Raw genomic sequence first — 16677 nt, 5'->3', positions numbered from 1 at the left:
GCCGACGGCCGCACCTTCCGGTCGACGACCGAGGTCCGGTTCCGCTGCGCCGAGCCGGGCGCGAGCACGTTCATCGAGCTGGCCGCCGAGACGGTGCGCTCCGCCACACTGAACGGCGCCCCGGTCGACCTCGCCGACTGGTCGGCCGAGAAGGGCCTCACCCTGTCCGGGCTGGACAGCGACAACACCCTGGTGGTCGACGCGGACTTCGGCTACTCCAACAGCGGGCAGGGTCTGCACCGCACCGTCGACCCGGTGGACGGCGAGACGTACCTCTACAGCCAGTTCGAGACGGCCGACGCGCAGCGGGTGTTCGCCTGCTTCGACCAGCCCGACCTGAAGAGCGTCTACACCTGGCACGCGACGGTGCCGGCGCACTGGCGGGTGGTGTCCAACATGCCGGTACGGGCCGAGGAGGCGGTCGGTGAGGGGCTCAAGACCCTGCACTTCGCCGAGTCGCCCCGGATGAGCACCTACATCACGGCGCTCTGCGCCGGGCCGTACCACGAGGTGCGCGACACCCACGACGGCATCGACCTGGGGGTGTTCTGCCGCGCGTCGATGGCCCGCTACCTGGACTCCGACGACCTGTTCCTGATCACCAAGCAGGGCTTCGACTTCTTCCACGAGAAGTTCGGCGTGCGCTACCCGCTGCCGAAGTACGACCAGCTCTGGGTGCCCGACTTCAACGCCGGCGCGATGGAGAACTTCGGCTGCGTCACGCACGCCGAGTCGCACTACCTGTTCCGCTCGCAGGTCACTGACTTCGAGTACGAGCAGCGCGCCAACACGATCCTGCACGAGCTGGCCCACATGTGGTTCGGTGACCTGGTCACCATGCGCTGGTGGAACGACCTGTGGCTGAACGAGTCGTTCGCCGAGTGGGCCAGCCACTGGTGCAACACCAACGCCACCCGGTTCACCGAGGCGTGGACGACGTTCCTGTCCATCCGGAAGAACTGGGGCTACCGGCAGGACCAGCTGTCCTCCACCCACCCGGTCTACACCGAGATGCCGGACATGGAGGCCGTCGAGGTCAACTTCGACGGCATCACCTACGCCAAGGGCGCGAGCGTGCTCAAGCAGCTCGTCTCGTACGTGGGTGAGGAGCCGTTCGTCGCCGGCCTGCGGGCGTACTTCGGCAAGCACGCCTGGGGCAACGCCACCTTCGACGACCTGCTCACCGAGCTGGAGGCGGCCTCCGGCCGGGAGCTGCGCAAGTTCGCCGCGCAGTGGCTGGAGACCGCACAGGTCAACACGCTGCGCCCGGAGGTGACCATCGGCGCCGACGGCACGTACGAGCAGGTGGCGGTCCGGCAGGAGGCGCCGACCGCGTACCCGACGCTGCGGACGCACCGGATCGGCGTGGGCCTGTACGACCTCACCGACGGGCGGCTGGTCCGCCGCGAGCGCTACGAGGTGGACGTGACCGGCGAGCGGACCGACCTCGCCGAGCTGCGCGGTGTCCGCGCCGCCGACGTGCTGCTGCTCAACGACGATGACCTGAGCTACACCAAGCTGCGCCTCGACGACCGGTCGATGTCCACCGTGGTGCAGCACATCGGTGGCTTCGAGTCGTCGCTGGCCCGCGCGCTCTGCTGGACCGCGGCGTGGGACATGATCCGCGACGCCGAGCTGTCCGCCCGCGACTACGTGGCGCTGACGCTGAGCGGGCTGCCCGCGGAGACCGACATCAACCTGGTCACCGCCACCCTGCGGCAGGCGACCACCGCGCTCACCCTGTACGCCGACCCGGCGTGGGCACCGACCGGCTGGGCCGAGCTGGCCCGTACGGCCCGCGACGCGCTGGCCGCCGCCGAGCCGGGCAGCGGGTTCCAGCTGGCCTGGGCCCGCGCGTTCACCTCGGCGGCCCGCTCCGAGGACGACCTGGCGACGCTGCGCGGCTGGCTGGACGGGTCCGGCGCGCCGGCCGGTCTGACCGTGGACACGGAGCTGCGGTGGACGGTGCTCGCCGCACTGGTGGCCAACGGCGCGGCCGAACCGGCCGAGATCGAGGCGGAACTGGCCGGCGACCGCACCGCCAGTGGCGAGCGGGAGGCCGCGTACGCGCACGCGCTGGTGCCGACGGCGGAGAACAAGGCTGCCGTCTGGGCGCTGCTGACCGGTCCCGACGCGCTGCCGAACTGGCGGCACCGGGCGCTGCTGCAGGGCTTCGCGCACCCGACCCAGGTGGATCTGGTCGCCCCGTACCGGGAGCGGTACTTCGCGGCCGTCGGCCAGGTGTGGGCCACCCGGGACAGCGAGCCGGCGCAGGAGTTCGCCCAGTTGGCGTACCCGACGTACCTGGTCGAGGACGACACGGTGGCGGCCACCGACGCGTTCCTGGCCGGTGACGGGCACCCGGCCCCGCTGCGGCGGCTCGTCGCCGAGGGCCGTGACGGCGTGGTCCGCGCGCTCAAGGCCCGCGCGAAGGACGCCCAGAGCGCCTGAGCAGCTGGCACCGGCCCGGGGCCGGCGTGGGTGCGAGCCCGCGCTGGCCCCGGCCGTTCAGGCTTGACGGTCGCGCTCGAACACGGAAACAGGGGCCTCAGCCGCAGCCGAGGCCCCTGTTTCGTGGATCGAGCACGATCTCGCGTGCCCGCTTCGCCGTACCGGGAAGGGCTCAGCCCTTGCCGGCGTGGCTGGCGAGCTGGTCGAGACCGTTGATGATGCCGCCGGCCAGGTCGCCGCCGCTGAACGCACCGGCCATCGAGAGGGCGGCCAGCTTGGCGTACGTGTCGGGGATGCGCTTGCGGGCGTGCCGTCCGGTGACGATCTCCAACTGGCGCTGGTTGGGCGACACCACGATCAGCACCGACTTGTCGGGGTCGGCGAGCTGGCGGTGCAGCCGCTGGGCGTGCTCGCGGATCGGCTCGTCGAGGCCGCCGACGAACACCGAGAACACCAGGCCGGTGCCCTGGTCGGCCAGTCGCAGGGCCTCGTCGATGCGCAGCAGCTGGCGGGTCGAGAACGGCCCGTCGAGCACCTCGGGCGGATTTTCCGACCCGGTCTGCTTCTCACCAACGGTCACTTGCGCCTCCGGTTCCCCCGGCCGGCGCCTCGACGCTGGCCTGCTCAAGCTTGTGGCTGGTCAGCGCGGGCGCCTGCGCACCCGCCGTCAGCGCGGTGCCGGCCGAGTCGGCCAGCTGCTCCGGGCGGCCCAGGAACCACACCGGTGTGAAGTCGAAGGGTCGGCCGGGCCGGTAGCGCTTCGCGCCGCCGCCACCGCCGGTGGCACCACCACGGCTACCGGCGTACGCCAGGCCGGCGATGACCAGCACCGCGGCCGCCGGGATGCCGACGAAGACCAGCAACGTCTCGGTAACAGACAATCCCAACGCCCCCAGGCGGAAGAAGGACCTCGAACAATCGGGTCGGATGGACGATCATGACGTCGACCGGCCGACTCCGTCTCCATTCACGTTAGCGGAGTCGACGGCCCGCCAGATTGCGGGGTGCCGATCCCATCCGCCACTGGAGTTCTCCAGTTGCGCAGCGGTCGCGATGAGACGGGCGTCGTCGCCGTAGCGGCCGGTGAGCAGCACCCCAACGGGCAGCCCGTCGGTCGTGGTGGTGCCCAACGGCAGGGAGACGGAGGGATCACCGGTGACGTTGAAAATGGCGCAGTAGGGCGAGAACCGGCGTTGTCGGTCGAAGTCCGCCGCCGGGTCACCGTCCGCGGTGAACCAGCCGACGGGTGCCTGCGGGGCGGCCAGGGTGGGACAGAGCAGCAGGTCGCAACCGGCGGTGCGGCGGGCACCGAGACGGACCTGCGCCTGCAGCTCACCGAGGGTGGCGGCCAGCGTGCCGGCGGAGATGTCGGCGCCGCGGGCCCGCAACAGCCGGGTCAACGGCAGCAGCTCCGCCTCCCGGTGTGGGGGCACCGGGGTGAGCGCCAACACGTACCAGATGATTTCGAACAGCGGCCACGCGTCCGGCCCGAGCGGCGGCGGCACCTCGACCACCTCGTGGCCCGCGGCGGTGAGCAGCGCGGCGGCCCGGTCCACGGCGGCGACGCAGTCGGGGTGCACCGGCTCGTCGGCGAGCATCGGGGTGGTGAAACGGCCGATCCGCAGCCGGCCGGGCGCGGCCCGACGGGCGGCGGCGAGGTAGCCGCCGGGCGGCGCGGACGGCGGCAGGTAGGGCTCGCCGGGCACCGGCACGGCCATGACGTCGAGGAGCGCGGCGACGTCGGTGACGGTCCGCCCGAGCGGTCCGCTGGTGGGTAGGCCGAACGCGCCGGAGCCGATCGGCCCGCCGGAGACGAGGCCACGGCTGGGCTTGTAGCCGACCAGGCCGCAGAGCGACGCCGGGATGCGCAGCGACCCGCCGCCGTCGGAGCCCTGGGCGACCGGGACCAACCCGGCCGCGACCGCCGCCGCCGCGCCGCCGCTGGAACCGCCTGCGGTGTACGCCAGCTGCCACGGATTGCGGGCCGGCGGCGCGACGCGGCCCTCCGAGTAGAGCGAGCAGCCCAGCTCGGAGGTGGTCGTCTTGCCGAGGCTGACCAGGCCGGCGGCCTTGATGAACCGGACCACATCGGCGTCGACCGGCGGGACGAAGTCGGCGAAGGCGGCCGAGCCGAAGGTGGTACGGACCCCGGCGGTGAGGGTCAGGTCCTTGATCGCGGTCGGGACGCCGTGCAGCGGGCCGCGCCGGTCGACGGGTGCGGCGTCGGCGGCGCGGGCGGCCTCGCGGGCCAGCTCGGGTGTGACCGTCACGAACGCGCCCACGGTGTCGCCGAGCGCGGTGACCCGGCGCAGACTGTGCTCGACCAGCTCGACGCTGGACAGCTCGCCGCGGGTAATCGCGGCGGCCTGCTCCAACGCGGTCAGGTCGTGCGGCTCGGCCATGCCGTCATCCTGCCCGCTGCGACCGGCCTTTGTCGTTCGACACGACGTCGCCTGGACAGCCCACCGGCCTTGTACTGACGAGCGTGATGCCGGTGAGTCATCAAGATGACTCACCGGCATCACGCTCGTAGAGCTGTCGGTGGCCGATCCAGCCGCTACGGCTCCGATCGGCCAAGGAAGCGCCGGGCGTTGGCGGACAGAAGCTTGTCGCGCTGGGCGTCGGTGAGGAAGTCGGCCGCACGGACCACCGCGCCGGCCGGCCGTTCGCCCAGCGGGTACGGGTAGTCGCTGCCCACCAGCACCCGGTCCTCCCCCATCGTGTCGACCAGCAGCCGCAGCGCGGGTGCCGCGAAGACCACCGAGTCGACGCTGAACCGGTCGAGGTAGCTGCTGGGCGGGCCGGCGGACGCGCCCCGGACCAGGTCACCGCGGCGGTGCCAGGCGTTGTCGGCGCGGCCCAGCCAGAACGGGAAGCTGCCGCCGCCGTGCGCGAAGCAGATCCGCAGCGTGTCCGGCACCCGGTCGAAGACGCCGCCCAGGATCATCGCCAGCACCGACAGGTGCGTCTCGGCGGGCATCCCGGTGAGCCAGCGGGCCATCCACCGGTCCAGCCGGGGACCGCCCGGCATGTCCCACGGGTGGACGAAGACCGGCGCGCCCACCTCGGCGCAGTGCTGCAGGAAGGTGACCACGCCCGCGTCGTCCAGGTCCCGGTCGCCGACGTGGTTGCCGATCTCCACGCCGACGTGCCCGGCGGCCAGGCTGCGGTCCAGCTCGGCGCAGGCGGCATCCGGATCCTGCAACGGCACCTGGCAGAACGGCACCAGCCGGTCGCCACCGGCCGCGGTGACCTCCAGGGTCAGGTCGTTGAAGATCCGGGCGACCTTCACCGCCTGGTCGGCCGGGCGGTCGTAGCTGAAGAAGACCGGGGTCGGCGACACCACCTGCACGTCCACGCCGTCGGCGTCCATGTCGGCCAGCCGGCGCTCGGCGTCCCAGCACTCGGCGCCGACCGGGCGGAACTCCGTCTCCCCCACCATGATCATGGCGGCGCGCTCGGAGTCGACCCGCAACCAGGGCCAACCGGACCCGCCGCACGCGCCGGCGAGGTCCGGCCACCCCTTGGGTACGACGTGCGTGTGCACGTCGACCGCACCTGCGGGCATCAGCCCTTGCCCGGATGCAGGGTGCCGCAGTTGGCGCAGGTACGCGCCGCCTCGTCGGCGTAGAACGCCTGGAACACCGGGGGCAGGTCGGCCGCGATGTCGCGGACCTGCAACTCCACCTCGTGCACCTTGTGCCCGCACTCAGGGCAGTACCACTGGAACGTCTCCAGCGTGCCCTCCTCACGGACCCGCTCGACGACCACACCGATCGAGCCGGCCTCCGGCCGCTGCGGCGAGTGTGGGGTGTTCCGTGGCAGCATCCACATCTGACCCTCGCGGACGTGCACCGTACGCGGCCCCTCCGGGGTCATCAGGTTGATGTGCATGTTGCCCTTGACCTGGTAGAAGAACTCCTCGTACGGGTCCACGTGGAAGTCGGTGCGCTGGTTGGGACCGCCCACCACCATCACGATGAAGTCGTCCCCGCCGGGGAACATCTCCTTGTTGCCCACCGGCGGCTTCAACAGGTGCTGGTTGTCCGCGATCCAGCCCGGAAAGCTGAACGGCTCGGCGATCTCACTCACGACTGACCTCCCGAGGGAAGAAGGGCCACGGCCTGGATCTCGATGAGCAGGTGCGGGTGCGGCAACTGGTGCACCGCCACCGTCGTACGGGTCGGACCGGACGCGTCGAAGAACTCCGCCCAGACCTCGTTGTAACCACCGAAGTCGTTCATGGTGACCAGGTACGTCGTCACCTGGACGAGGTCGCTGAGGTCGGCGCCGACCGAACGCAGCAGGTCGCCGATGTTCTCGATCACGGCTCGCGTCTGCACCCGGATGTCGAGGTCGGTGGTGCCGAACTCGTCCACCGACACCCCGGCGAACGTGTTGTCCGGCCGCCGCGACGACGTACCGGAGACGAAGACGAACCCACCCGCGACCTTGACGTGCGGAAACGCTCCCCGCGGCACGGCCTTGCCGGCCACCACCCGCGCGGTCACGACGAGGCCCGCAGCGATGCCGTGCCGAGCTTCTCGACGACGGCACGGACATGGGCCCCGGGACGCAACGGCACCGCCGCGGTGGCGGCGCCGGCCAGGAAGACCCAGCCGGACTCCAGCCGCACCCCGTGCCGGCCGGCCAGCCGGATGCCCTCGTCGAGTGCCCGGCGCGGATCGCCGAGGATCGCCGCCGTCGAGCCGACCTGCGCCACCCGCCCGTCGACCTCCAGCAGCACGCCCAGGTTGTCCAGCCCGGCCGGCACCGGCGACCACGGCCCGATCACGAAGGCGGCGGCCGAGGTGTTGTCGGCGATGACGTCCGGCAACGAGAAGCGGAAGTCCGCGTACCGGGAGTCGATCAGCTCGATGGCCGGGGCGACCGCGCGGACGGCCGTGGCGAAGTCGCCGACCGGCTCACCCGGCTCGGGCAGCCGGTCCAGCAGGAACGCCACCTCCGGCTCGACGCGGGGATGGATGTACGCGGCCGGATCCACCCCGCCGCCGTCGGGCACCCGCATCGCGTTGGTGAGCCGCCCCCAGATCACCTCGTCCACGCCGACCTGGGCCATCTTCGCCCTGCTGGTGAGCCCCATCTTCAGCCCGACCAGCCGCTCACCGGAGTCGAGGCGACGCTGGAGCAACGCGGCCTGCGCGGCGTACGCGCCGTCCACGTCGAGGCCCGTCTCGGCGGCGAGCTGCGGGATGGCGGTGGCCGTGTCGGCGGCCGCGGCCAGCTTCTCGGCGATCCCCGCGATGTCTGGTCCGATCATGCTGCGTCACCCTTGCCGGTCAGGTCCAGTGCCACGTCCACGATCATGTCCTCCTGGCCGCCGACCATCCGGCGTCGACCCAGCTCGACGAGGATCGACCGGACGTCCACGCCGTACTTCGCGGAGGCCCGCTCGGCGTGCCGCAGGAAGCTGGAGTAGACCCCCGCGTACCCCAGGGAGAGCGTCTCCCGGTCCACCTGGACCGGCCGGTCCTGCAACGGGCGGACGATGTCGTCGGCGGCGTCCATCAGGGCGAACACGTCGCAGCCGTGCTTCCAGCCGTGCAGCTCGGCGACCGCCACGAAGACCTCCAGCGGCGCGTTGCCGGCACCCGCGCCCATGCCGGCGAGGGACGCGTCGACGCGGACTGTCCGGCCGTGCACCGCGTCGGGGCCGGCCGGCGCGGACCCGGTGATCCGGCCGTGCTCGACGGCGAGCACGCTGTTGGCCACCCCGAGCGACAGGTTGTGGTGGGCGTGGATGCCGATCTGCGTCTCCGGTGCGAGCACCTGCCGGTACGCGTCGACCCGCTGCGCCACGTCGGACATCAGCAGCCGGCCACCGGAGTCGGTGACGTAGACGCAGTGCGCCCCGTACGACTCCATGAGCTTGGCCTGCCCGGCCAGCCCGGCCGCATCGTTCATGTGCGACATCATCAGGAACCCGGCCACGTCCATGCCGTTCTCCCGGGCCCAGGAGATGTGCTGGGCGGAGATGTCCGCCTCCGTGCAGTGGGTGGCGATCCGAACGCTTGTCACCCCGAGCGCCTTGGCCGCCTTCAGGTCGGCGATGGTGCCGATGCCCGGCAACAGCAGCGTGGTCAGCCTCGCCGTGGTCAGCACCTCGGCGGCGGCCGAGATCCACTCGGCGTCGCTGGCCGCGCCGTGGCCGTAGTTGACGCTGGAGCCGGCGAGGCCGTCGCCGTGCGCCACCTCGATGGCGGCCACCCCGGCGGCGTCCAGCGCGGCGGCGATGGTGCGCACCTGCTCGACGGTGTACCGGTGGGCGATGGCGTGCATGCCGTCGCGCAGCGTCACGTCCTGGATGTACAGGTCGGTCATGGCGCGGCCACCTCCGAGGAACGCAGGGCGACCAGCCGCTCCGCGGTGCGCAGCGCGGCGGAGGTCATGATGTCCAGGTTCCCGGCGTACGCCGGCAGGTAGTGGCCCGCGCCGGAGACCTCCAGGTAGACCGACACCTGCAACGCGGTGAGCTGCCGCCCGAGCGTCGGCAGGTACGCCCGCACCCGGTCGAACTGCACGTCCTGCTTGAGGCGGTAGCCGGGCACGTACTCCTGGACCGTCGCCACCATGTCCGCCACCGAGGCGGCGATCGCGTCGGTGTCGGCGTCCACGTCCGGGCAGAGGCAGTAGACGGTGTCGCGCATCAGCAGCGGCGGGTCCGCCGGGTTCAGCACGATGATCGCCTTGCCCCGTTCGGCCCCGCCGACCACCTCGATGGCGCGGGCCGTGGTCTCGGTGAACTCGTCGATGTTGGCCCGGGTGCCCGGCCCCGCCGACTTCGACGCGATCGACGCGACGATCTCCCCGTACACCACCGGGGTGACCCGGCGCACGGCGGCGACGATCGGCACGGTCGCCTGGCCGCCGCAGGTCACCATGTTGACGTTGCGTTCGTGCAGGTGCTCGTCGAGGTTGACCGGCGGCACCACGTACGGGCCGAGCGCGGCCGGGGTCAGGTCGACCACGGTGCGGCCGTGCGCGCGCAGCACCTCGTCGTGGCGTCGGTGCGCGCCGGCCGAGGTGGCGTCGAAGACCAGCTCCACGTCGGCGAACTCGGGCATCGCGACCAGCCCGTCCACGCCCTCGGCGGTGGTGGCCACGCCGAGGCGGCGAGCCCGCGCCAGGCCGTCGGAGGCCGGGTCGATGCCGGCCATCGCCACCATCCGCAGGCTGTCGCTCAGCCGCAGCACCTTGATCATCAGGTCGGTGCCGATGTTTCCCGATCCCAGCACCGCCACGCCGACGCTCATGCTGTCTCTCCTCGGGTGAAGGCGGTGCGTACCGAACCGAGCCCGGAGATCCGCGCCTCGTACGCGGCGCCCGGGGTGACCGGCACCATCGGGCCGAGCGCCCCGGAGAGCACCACGTCGCCGGCGCGCAGCGGGTCACCGGCGCGGGCGAGGGTGCTCGCCAGCCACTGCAGGGCGTGCAGCGGGTTGCCGAGGCAGGCCGCGCCCGCGCCGACCGAGACCGGCTCACCGGCGTGCTCCAGCACCATCCCGCACAGCCGCAGGTCGACGTCGGAGAGCCGGCGCGGGGTGGTACCGAGCACGAACAGCCCGCTGGAGGCGTTGTCGGCGATGGTGTCCACGATGGAGATGTCCCAGGCGGCGATCCGCGAGTCGACGATCTCGATCGCCGGCAGCACGTGGTCGACCGCGCGAATCAGGTCGACCGTGGTGATCTGCGGGTCCGCGAGGTCCCGGTCGAGCACGAACGCGATCTCCGCCTCGACCCGCGGCTGGAGCAGCCGGTCGATGGCCACCTCGACCCCGTCGCCGACGGCCATCGCGTCGGTCAGCATCCCGAAGTCGGGCTGGAACACCCCGAAGGTCTCCTGCACCGCCCGGGACGTCAGCCCGATCTTCGCGCCGACCCGGCGTTCGCCGCGGCCCTGCCAGGCCCGCGCCTGGAGCTGCTGCACACGGTACGCGGACTCGACGTCGCCCTCCGGCAGCAACCGACCGCGCAGCGGCGGGCACGGCTTGCCGGTGCCGCGGGCGTCGGCCAGCTCCCGGTTGGCGGCCTCGATGTCAGCGTCCACGCTCGCTCCCTCGCTACGGCTCACGACAGGTCCACGCAGACGTTGGTGAGTTCGGAGTAGAAGTTCAGCGAGTGCACGCCGCCCTCCCGGCCGATGCCGGACGCCTTCACCCCGCCGAACGGGGTGCGCAGGTCGCGCAGGAACCAGGTGTTGACCCAGACGATGCCGGCGTCCAGCCGGGCGCCGGCGCGGTGCGCGACACCCACGTCCCGGGTCCACACGGTCGCGGCGAGGCCGTACTCGGTGCCGTTGGCCAGGGCGTACGCCTCGTCCTCGGTGTCGAACGGCGCGACGTGCACCACCGGGCCGAAGATCTCCTCCCGGTTGGTGCGGGCGTCCGGACCGAGGCCGGTGAGCACCGTCGGCTGCACGTACGACCCGCCGTCTCGGGCGTCACCGAAGGTGGGCGTGCCGCCCCCGGTGAGCACCTCGGCGCCCTCGGTGCGGGCCAGCTCGTACGCGCCGAGCACCTTCGCCCGGTGCTGGTGGGAGATCAGCGGCATGGTGGCGGTGGCCTCGTCGGTCGGCCAGCCGTACGCCAGTTCCCCGGCCCGCTTCGCCAGCCGGGCGGTGAACTCCTCGAAGACCGGGCGTTGCACGTAGATGCGTTCGGTGCAGAGGCACACCTGCCCGCCGTTGGTGAAGCTGGAGCGCACCGACCCGGCCACCGCGGCGTCCAGGTCGGCGTCGGCGAAGACCAGGCCGGCGTTCTTGCCGCCCAGCTCGAAGCTCACCGCCTTCACGCCGTCGGCGGCGGCCCGCATGATCGCGCCGCCGGTGGCCGACTCGCCGGTGAAGGTGATCGCGTCGACGCCGGGGTGGCGGGTGAGGAACTCGCCGGCCGAGTCCGGTCCGAACCCGTGCACGAGGTTGAATACCCCGTCCGGTACGCCGGCGGCGGCCATCACCTCGGCGAGTAGCGTCGCCGAGGCGGGAGTCTCCTCGCTGGGCTTGACCACGACGGCGTTGCCGCAGGCCAGCGCCGGTGCGACCTTCCAGGTGAGCAGCAGCAGCGGCAGGTTCCACGGCACGATGACCGCGACCACGCCGACCGGTTTGCGCAGGGCGTAGTTGAGCGCCCGGCCGCCGGTCGGGGTGACGGTGGTGAACGACTCGGTCGGTGCGGTCGCCACGATCTCCGCGAACGCCCGGAAGTTCGCCGCCCCACGCGGGATGTCCAGCGTGCGGGCCTGGGCGATGGACTTGCCGGTGTCGGCGACCTCGGCGGTGACCAGGTCGTCGAAGCGGCGCTCCAGCTCGTCGGCGACCCGGCGCAGCACCTCGGCGCGTTCCCGCTCGCCCATCCGGCCCCACGGACCGCGCAGCGCGGCCCGGGCGGCGGCCACCGAGTCGTCCACCGTGGACCGCGACGCCTCGACGACCTCGAACACCGGCTCACCGGTGACCGGGCTGGCCTTGGTGAACGTCGGCCCACCGTCGACGAACTCGCCGCCCACGAAGTTACGCAGGCGCGGCGGCCCGGCCGGCGCGCGGCCGGTCATCAGTGCGGAGTCCCAGAGTGTCGTCACGCGCGCCTCCCTCGGCTGAGCGCCGCCGCGACCGCGCCGGCCAGCAGCAGCGCCGCTCCGCCAACGACCGCGCCGAGCACGCGGTGCTGCCGACGGACGCGGCGGCGCACCTCGGCGTACGGGGTGGTGGAGAAGGACACCAGCTCGTACTGGGCAACGTACCGGCCGGGCAGTGCCCGTTCCAGTGCGTGCTCGACCTCGCGGCGCAGCTGGAAGACCGGGGAGGCGACCTTGTCCCGCATCTCCACGAAGTTCGTCAGCGCCATCTGGGCGATGGCCTCGGCGTTCTCCTGCCGGCGTCGCTGGAACAACGGCAGCGCCGCCGCCCAGTCGTCGGCGCACTCGTCGAGGCAGCGGTCCAGTTCCACCACGTCCTCGAAGGCGCAGTTGGCGCCCTGGCCGTAGAACGGCACGATGGCGTGGGCCGCGTCGCCGAGCAGGCCGACGGTGCCGTTGACCTGCCAGGGGGTGCTGCGGACGGTGCCGAGCACACCCACCGGGTTGTGCTGGTAGTCGTCGACCAGGGTCGGCGCCAACGGCACCACGTCCGGGTAGTGCTGCGCGAAGTGCGCGACGATCGCGGCCGGGTCGTCGAGCGAGGCGAAGCTGCCGGCGCCCTCGTTGGGCCAGAACAGCGTGCAGGTGAAGGAGCGGTCCGGGTTCGGCAGCGCGATCATCATCGAGGTGCCGCGCGGCCAGATGTGCAGCGCGTCCGGATCGAGCGCGAAGTCCCCGCCCAGCGGCGGAATCGTCAGCTCCTTGTAGCCGTAGTCGAGGAAGTCCACACTCTCGCTCAGCAGCCCGTACGCCAGCAGTTGTCCACGGACCGCGGACCCGGCGCCGTCGGCGCCCAGCACCACCGACGCCTTCGCGGCGACCGTGCCCTGCGGGGTGTCGAAGCTCAGGGCGCCGTCGGTCGGGTCGAGCCCGACCAGCCGGTGGTCGAAGACGATCCGGACCCCGGGCAGTGCCGCGGCGGCGTCCAGCAGCGCGTTGTTCAGCGCGCCCCGGCTGATCGAGTTGATCGCCCGGTCACCGGCCGCGCTGTACGACTGGAACTGCGGCTCCCCCTCCACCGGGTGGATCATCCGGCCGCGCATCGGCAGCGCGTCGGTCATCACCTGTTCGGCCAGGCCGATCCGACGCAACGCGTCCAGCCCACGCTCGGACAGCGCCAGGTTGATCGACCGGCCGCGCTCGGCCGTGCCGTTGCGCGGGTCGGGCCGTCGCTCGTAGAGGGCCACCGGGTAGCCGCGCCGGGCCAGGAAGCAGGCGGCCAGGCAGCCGGCCAGGCCGGCGCCGATGATCGCGATCTCGTCGCGTCGCGCCGTCACGGGTTCACCTGCCCCACGGTCGCCGCCAGGGCGGCGGCGGCCCGCCAGCAGTCGAGGTACGTGGAGTACAGCGGCACCGGGGCGAACCGGACGACGTCCGGCTCGCGGGCGTCGGCGATGACGCCGTGTTCGTACCGCAGGCGTTTGGTCAGCTCGGCGGCGCTGCCGGCGCCGATGCGGACCGAGAGCTGGCAGCCCCGCCGGGCCGGGTCGCGCGGGGTGACCACGCGCAGCGGCCGGTCGGCGGTGACCTCGTCGAGCAGCGACTCCAGCCAGCCGGTGAGCCGCTGGCTGCGTGCCCGCAGCGCGGGCATCCCGACCGCGTCGAACAGCTCCAGCGAGGTACGCACCGGACCCATCGCGAAGATCGGCGGGTTGGAGATCTGCCAGGCCTCCACCGTGGCCGGTGGCCGGGACACCGGCGTCATCTCGAACCGGGTCGCCGCCGCGGTGCTCCACCAGCCCTCGAAGCGGGGCAGGTCCGCGTCGCCGAGGTGCCGCTCGTGCACGAACACACCGGCGAGGGCACCCGGCCCGGAGTTCAGGTACTTGTAGGAGCACCAGGCCGCGAAGTCGACGTCCCAGTCGTGCAGCGCGAGGGGCACGTTGCCCACCGCGTGCGCGAGATCCCAGCCGACGACCGCGCCGGCCGCGCGGCCGGCTGCCGTGATCGCGGGGATGTCCAGCAACTCACCGGTCAGGTAGTTGACCCCGCCGAGCAGCACCAACGCCACCCGGTCGCCCTCGGCGGCCAGGTAGTCGGTGACGTCCTCGGTGCGCAGGGCGTCCTCGCCGGGGCGCGGGCGCAGCCGGATGACCGTGTCGTCCGGGTCCAGGCCGTGGAACCGGGCCTGGCTGCGCACCGCGTAACTGTCCGAGGGGAACGCGGCGTCCTCGATGACGATGCGGGTGCGGGCACCCGCCGGGCGGTAGAAACTCACCATCAGCAGGTGCAGGTTGACCGTGAGCGAGTTCATCACCACGGTCTCCGCGGGCCGGGCGCCGACCAGTCGGGCGGCCGGCGCCGTCAACAGCTCGTGGTACGGCAGCCAGGGGCGTTGCGCCTCCAGGTGCCCCTCGACGCCGAGCCGCCCCCACGCGTCCAGGTCGGCGAGGAGTTCGTCGCGGGTGGCCCGGGGTTGCAGGCCGAGCGAGTTGCCGGCCAGGTACGCCGACTCGGGGTGGTCGCCGCCGTCGGCCGGCGGCACGAGGAACAGGTGCCGGTGGCCCGGGTCGGCCTCGTCGAGGCGGTGCGCCTCTCGTTCTGGGGTGTGCATGTCTCGCTCTCCGGTCACATCGCGGTACGGGCCGACCACAGCTCCGGGAAGACGACCCGGGACATGCTGCGCTGCAACCACGCCAGCCCGGCGGAGCCGCCGCTGCCGACCTTGGCGCCCATTGTTCGCTGCACCGCCTTGACGTGGTTCCACCGCCAGTCGCCGAACTCCTCGGCGACGCCGCTGAGCGCCTCGCCGAGCAGCCGCAGGTGGTTGTCGGGGCCGGCGTCGGCGTAGACGCGTACCCAGGCCGCCTCGACGGACGGGTGCGGGTCGTGCTCCACGGCCACGTCCCGGGCGAGCAGGTCGGCGGGGAGGTCGAAGCCACGCCGCGCGAGCAGCGCGACCACGTCGTCCCACAGGCTGGGGGCGGCCAGCTCGGCGCTCAGCGCGGCGTGCACCTCGGTCTGCCGGCGGAACGGCCGGATCAGCGCCGGGTCGCGCAGCCCGAGCCGGAATTCCAGGTGCCGGTACATGGCCGACTGGAAGCCGGAGCCCTCGCCGAGCAGGTTGCGGAACCGGTTGAAATCGGCCGGGGTCATCCAGCGCAGGCCCTGCCAGGCGGCGTTGAGCCCCTCCAGGTGCAGGGCCGCGCGGCGCAGCGGGGCGAGCGCGTCCCACACCTGGTCGGCGCGGAGCAGCCGCTGGGTCTCGCGCAACTCGTGGCAGGTCAGCCCGAAGTACAACTCCATGATCTGACTGACCATGAGGAACGACATCTCGCCCGGGTCGGTACTGAGCGGCTGCTGCAACTGGTGCAGGGTGCTGGCCTGCACGTACGCGTCGTACGGCACGCGCTCGGCGAACTCCAGCGTCGGTTCACCGCCGTTGCGGGCGGCGCGGGCGGCCCGCTGCCGCGGGGTCACCGGTCGCACCGTGGCGGGGCGGTTCGGCACCCGCCGCTCCGTCTGATCCACCATTGGACTCCCTCCCCCGGACTGGCCGACGTCATGATCCCGCGGTCGGATCGGCCTACGGAATGCCGGATCAACGGCTCTTCTCGGCTGTGGCTCGCAAACCGAAGGCAGCTAGGCGAGTCGGGTTCACGAAAGTAAGGTCTGAGCGTGGATGACATGGACTGGGCGCTGCTGCGCGAGTTGCAGGCCGACGCGCGGCTCTCCTTCAGTGAGCTGTCCCGGCGGGTGCACCTGTCCCCACCAGCGGTCGCGGAGCGGGTCCGCCGGCTCGAGGAAGCCGGTGTGATCACCGGCTACCACGCCCACGTCGATCTGACCCGGGCCGGCCGCACCGTGGTCGCGTTGATCCGGATGTCCTGCTACGGGGCGCGCTGCATCCTGCACGACCCGGCGGTGGCCGGCTGGCCGGAGATCCTGGAGATCCACCGCATCACCGGGGACGCGTGCAGCATGCTGAAGGTGGCCGCCGGCTCGATCGGCGAGTTCGAGGGCGTCATCGACCGACTCGCCCCGTACGGCCAGCCGTCGAGCACGATGGTCCTGTCGTCCCCGCTGGACTGGCAGCCGATCACCCCGGTCCCACCCGGCGACACCCTCCGCCGCCGCTGACCCACCCCGACCCGTGGTTTGCCCCTGCGTCAGGGGGAAAGCAGCGCGTGCCCAGGGGAGGGTTCCGGCGGTCGTCGCCGGTTGGGGGGAAATCATGCAGGGAATCCGCACGATCAACCGCGCGCTCTCGTCCGCACTGACACTGGTCGGGCTGGTCGCGGCGTTCGTCCTGATGACGGTCGCGCCGGCCCGCGCCGGCGAGAACACGTTCGTCGAGGTGACCCCGAACAGCGTCCCGGCCGGCAGCCGGGTCACGATCCGCGCGAGCTGCGACAACAACAACGATCGGCAGGCCAACGTGCACTCCGACGCGTTCGGGCACGTGATGCTCAGACCGGACAACGGCTTCCTCAAGGGGGAGGTCACCGTTCCGGGCACCAAGGAACCCGGTGACTACGCGGTCGACCTGCGCTGCCAGAACGGCCAGACGGCGTCGACGACGCTGAACGTGCTGAACATGGCCTCGCCCAGCAAGGGACCGGCGACCGGGGG

General features: G+C 72.3%; 17 protein-coding genes. 3 read left to right on the top strand and 14 right to left on the bottom strand.

The window, feature by feature from the left end; translation table 11 throughout:
- Positions 1-2451 (top strand): aminopeptidase N (gene pepN / locus F8271_RS22520; RefSeq protein ID WP_151491809.1); only part of this gene is annotated, 2451 nt, incomplete at its 5' end.
- Between the two features lie 172 nt (positions 2452-2623).
- Here the strand turns inward: pepN and F8271_RS22515 are convergent.
- The 14 genes from F8271_RS22515 to F8271_RS22450 form a co-directional block, all read right to left on the bottom strand.
- The gene (locus tag F8271_RS22515) at positions 2624-3031 is read right to left on the bottom strand and encodes a DUF5130 family protein (protein WP_151491808.1); all 408 of its coding nucleotides are present in this window, start codon (positions 3029-3031) and stop codon (positions 2624-2626) included.
- Positions 3018-3314 (bottom strand): hypothetical protein, encoded by a 297-nt coding sequence (locus F8271_RS22510; protein ID WP_151491812.1) that lies wholly within the window; start codon positions 3312-3314, stop codon positions 3018-3020. The genes F8271_RS22515 and F8271_RS22510 overlap by 14 nt, the downstream gene beginning before the upstream one ends.
- A gap of 72 nt (positions 3315-3386) precedes the next feature.
- Positions 3387-4853: an amidase gene (locus F8271_RS22505; RefSeq protein WP_151491807.1), complete on the bottom strand. Its 1467-nt coding sequence runs from the start codon at positions 4851-4853 to the stop codon at positions 3387-3389.
- A gap of 155 nt (positions 4854-5008) precedes the next feature.
- Positions 5009-6019, bottom strand: coding sequence for an amidohydrolase family protein (locus tag F8271_RS22500; RefSeq protein ID WP_151491806.1), 1011 nt, complete (start codon positions 6017-6019; stop codon positions 5009-5011).
- Complete coding sequence (locus F8271_RS22495; protein WP_151491805.1) at positions 6019-6543, bottom strand: 3-hydroxyanthranilate 3,4-dioxygenase; 525 nt, start codon at positions 6541-6543, stop codon at positions 6019-6021. Before F8271_RS22495 ends, F8271_RS22500 begins: the two co-directional genes overlap by 1 nt.
- A complete protein-coding gene (locus F8271_RS22490; protein WP_151491804.1) occupies positions 6540-6962 on the bottom strand; it encodes a RidA family protein in 423 nt (140 codons plus the stop codon). Before F8271_RS22490 ends, F8271_RS22495 begins: the two co-directional genes overlap by 4 nt.
- Positions 6959-7732, bottom strand: a complete 774-nt coding sequence (locus F8271_RS22485) for a 2-keto-4-pentenoate hydratase (protein WP_151491803.1) — start codon at positions 7730-7732, stop codon at positions 6959-6961. The genes F8271_RS22490 and F8271_RS22485 overlap by 4 nt, the downstream gene beginning before the upstream one ends.
- Positions 7729-8793: a 4-hydroxy-2-oxovalerate aldolase gene (dmpG, locus tag F8271_RS22480; protein WP_151491802.1), complete on the bottom strand. Its 1065-nt coding sequence runs from the start codon at positions 8791-8793 to the stop codon at positions 7729-7731. Before dmpG ends, F8271_RS22485 begins: the two co-directional genes overlap by 4 nt.
- The gene (locus F8271_RS22475) at positions 8790-9725 is read right to left on the bottom strand and encodes an acetaldehyde dehydrogenase (acetylating) (RefSeq protein ID WP_151491801.1); all 936 of its coding nucleotides are present in this window, start codon (positions 9723-9725) and stop codon (positions 8790-8792) included. Before F8271_RS22475 ends, dmpG begins: the two co-directional genes overlap by 4 nt.
- Complete coding sequence (locus tag F8271_RS22470) at positions 9722-10519, bottom strand: 2-keto-4-pentenoate hydratase (RefSeq protein WP_151491800.1); 798 nt, start codon at positions 10517-10519, stop codon at positions 9722-9724. The genes F8271_RS22475 and F8271_RS22470 overlap by 4 nt, the downstream gene beginning before the upstream one ends.
- A 20-nt stretch (positions 10520-10539) precedes the next feature.
- Positions 10540-12021, bottom strand: a complete 1482-nt coding sequence (locus F8271_RS22465) for a 2-hydroxymuconic semialdehyde dehydrogenase (protein WP_151491811.1) — start codon at positions 12019-12021, stop codon at positions 10540-10542.
- A gap of 23 nt (positions 12022-12044) precedes the next feature.
- Positions 12045-13382: an NAD(P)/FAD-dependent oxidoreductase gene (locus F8271_RS22460; RefSeq protein ID WP_151491799.1), complete on the bottom strand. Its 1338-nt coding sequence runs from the start codon at positions 13380-13382 to the stop codon at positions 12045-12047.
- On the bottom strand, positions 13379-14659 hold the full coding sequence (gene kynU, locus F8271_RS22455) for a kynureninase (RefSeq protein ID WP_151491798.1): 1281 nt from the start codon (positions 14657-14659) through the stop codon (positions 13379-13381). Before kynU ends, F8271_RS22460 begins: the two co-directional genes overlap by 4 nt.
- Before the next feature lie 14 nt (positions 14660-14673).
- Complete coding sequence (locus F8271_RS22450) at positions 14674-15576, bottom strand: tryptophan 2,3-dioxygenase (protein ID WP_151491797.1); 903 nt, start codon at positions 15574-15576, stop codon at positions 14674-14676.
- 147 nt (positions 15577-15723) lie between these two features.
- On the opposite strand from F8271_RS22450, the gene F8271_RS22445 reads away from it, so the two are divergent.
- Positions 15724-16185, top strand: a complete 462-nt coding sequence (locus F8271_RS22445) for an Lrp/AsnC family transcriptional regulator (protein WP_151491796.1) — start codon at positions 15724-15726, stop codon at positions 16183-16185.
- Between the two features lie 142 nt (positions 16186-16327).
- A partial coding sequence (locus tag F8271_RS22440) for a hypothetical protein (protein WP_151491810.1) occupies positions 16328-16677 on the top strand: 350 nt, incomplete at its 3' end.

It is taken from the genome of Micromonospora sp. ALFpr18c, from assembly GCF_008868155.1.
Classification (GTDB): Bacteria; Actinomycetota; Actinomycetes; order Mycobacteriales; family Micromonosporaceae; genus Micromonospora.
Note: the sequence above shows the minus strand (reverse complement) of the source record. Positions and strands in the feature narration are given on the sequence as shown.

What these genes read in the sequence shown, in the direction of transcription:
- F8271_RS22465 (WP_151491811.1), bottom strand. Translation starts at nt 12,021, where the DNA reads ATGACCGGCCGCGCGCCGGCCGGGCCGCCGCGCCTGCGTAACTTCGTG.
- kynU (WP_151491798.1), bottom strand. Translation starts at nt 14,659, where the DNA reads ATGCACACCCCAGAACGAGAGGCGCACCGCCTCGACGAGGCCGACCCG.
- dmpG (WP_151491802.1), bottom strand. Translation starts at nt 8,793, where the DNA reads ATGACCGACCTGTACATCCAGGACGTGACGCTGCGCGACGGCATGCAC.
- F8271_RS22475 (WP_151491801.1), bottom strand. Translation starts at nt 9,725, where the DNA reads ATGAGCGTCGGCGTGGCGGTGCTGGGATCGGGAAACATCGGCACCGAC.
- F8271_RS22500 (WP_151491806.1), bottom strand. Translation starts at nt 6,019, where the DNA reads ATGCCCGCAGGTGCGGTCGACGTGCACACGCACGTCGTACCCAAGGGG.
- F8271_RS22505 (WP_151491807.1), bottom strand. Translation starts at nt 4,853, where the DNA reads ATGGCCGAGCCGCACGACCTGACCGCGTTGGAGCAGGCCGCCGCGATT.
- F8271_RS22485 (WP_151491803.1), bottom strand. Translation starts at nt 7,732, where the DNA reads ATGATCGGACCAGACATCGCGGGGATCGCCGAGAAGCTGGCCGCGGCC.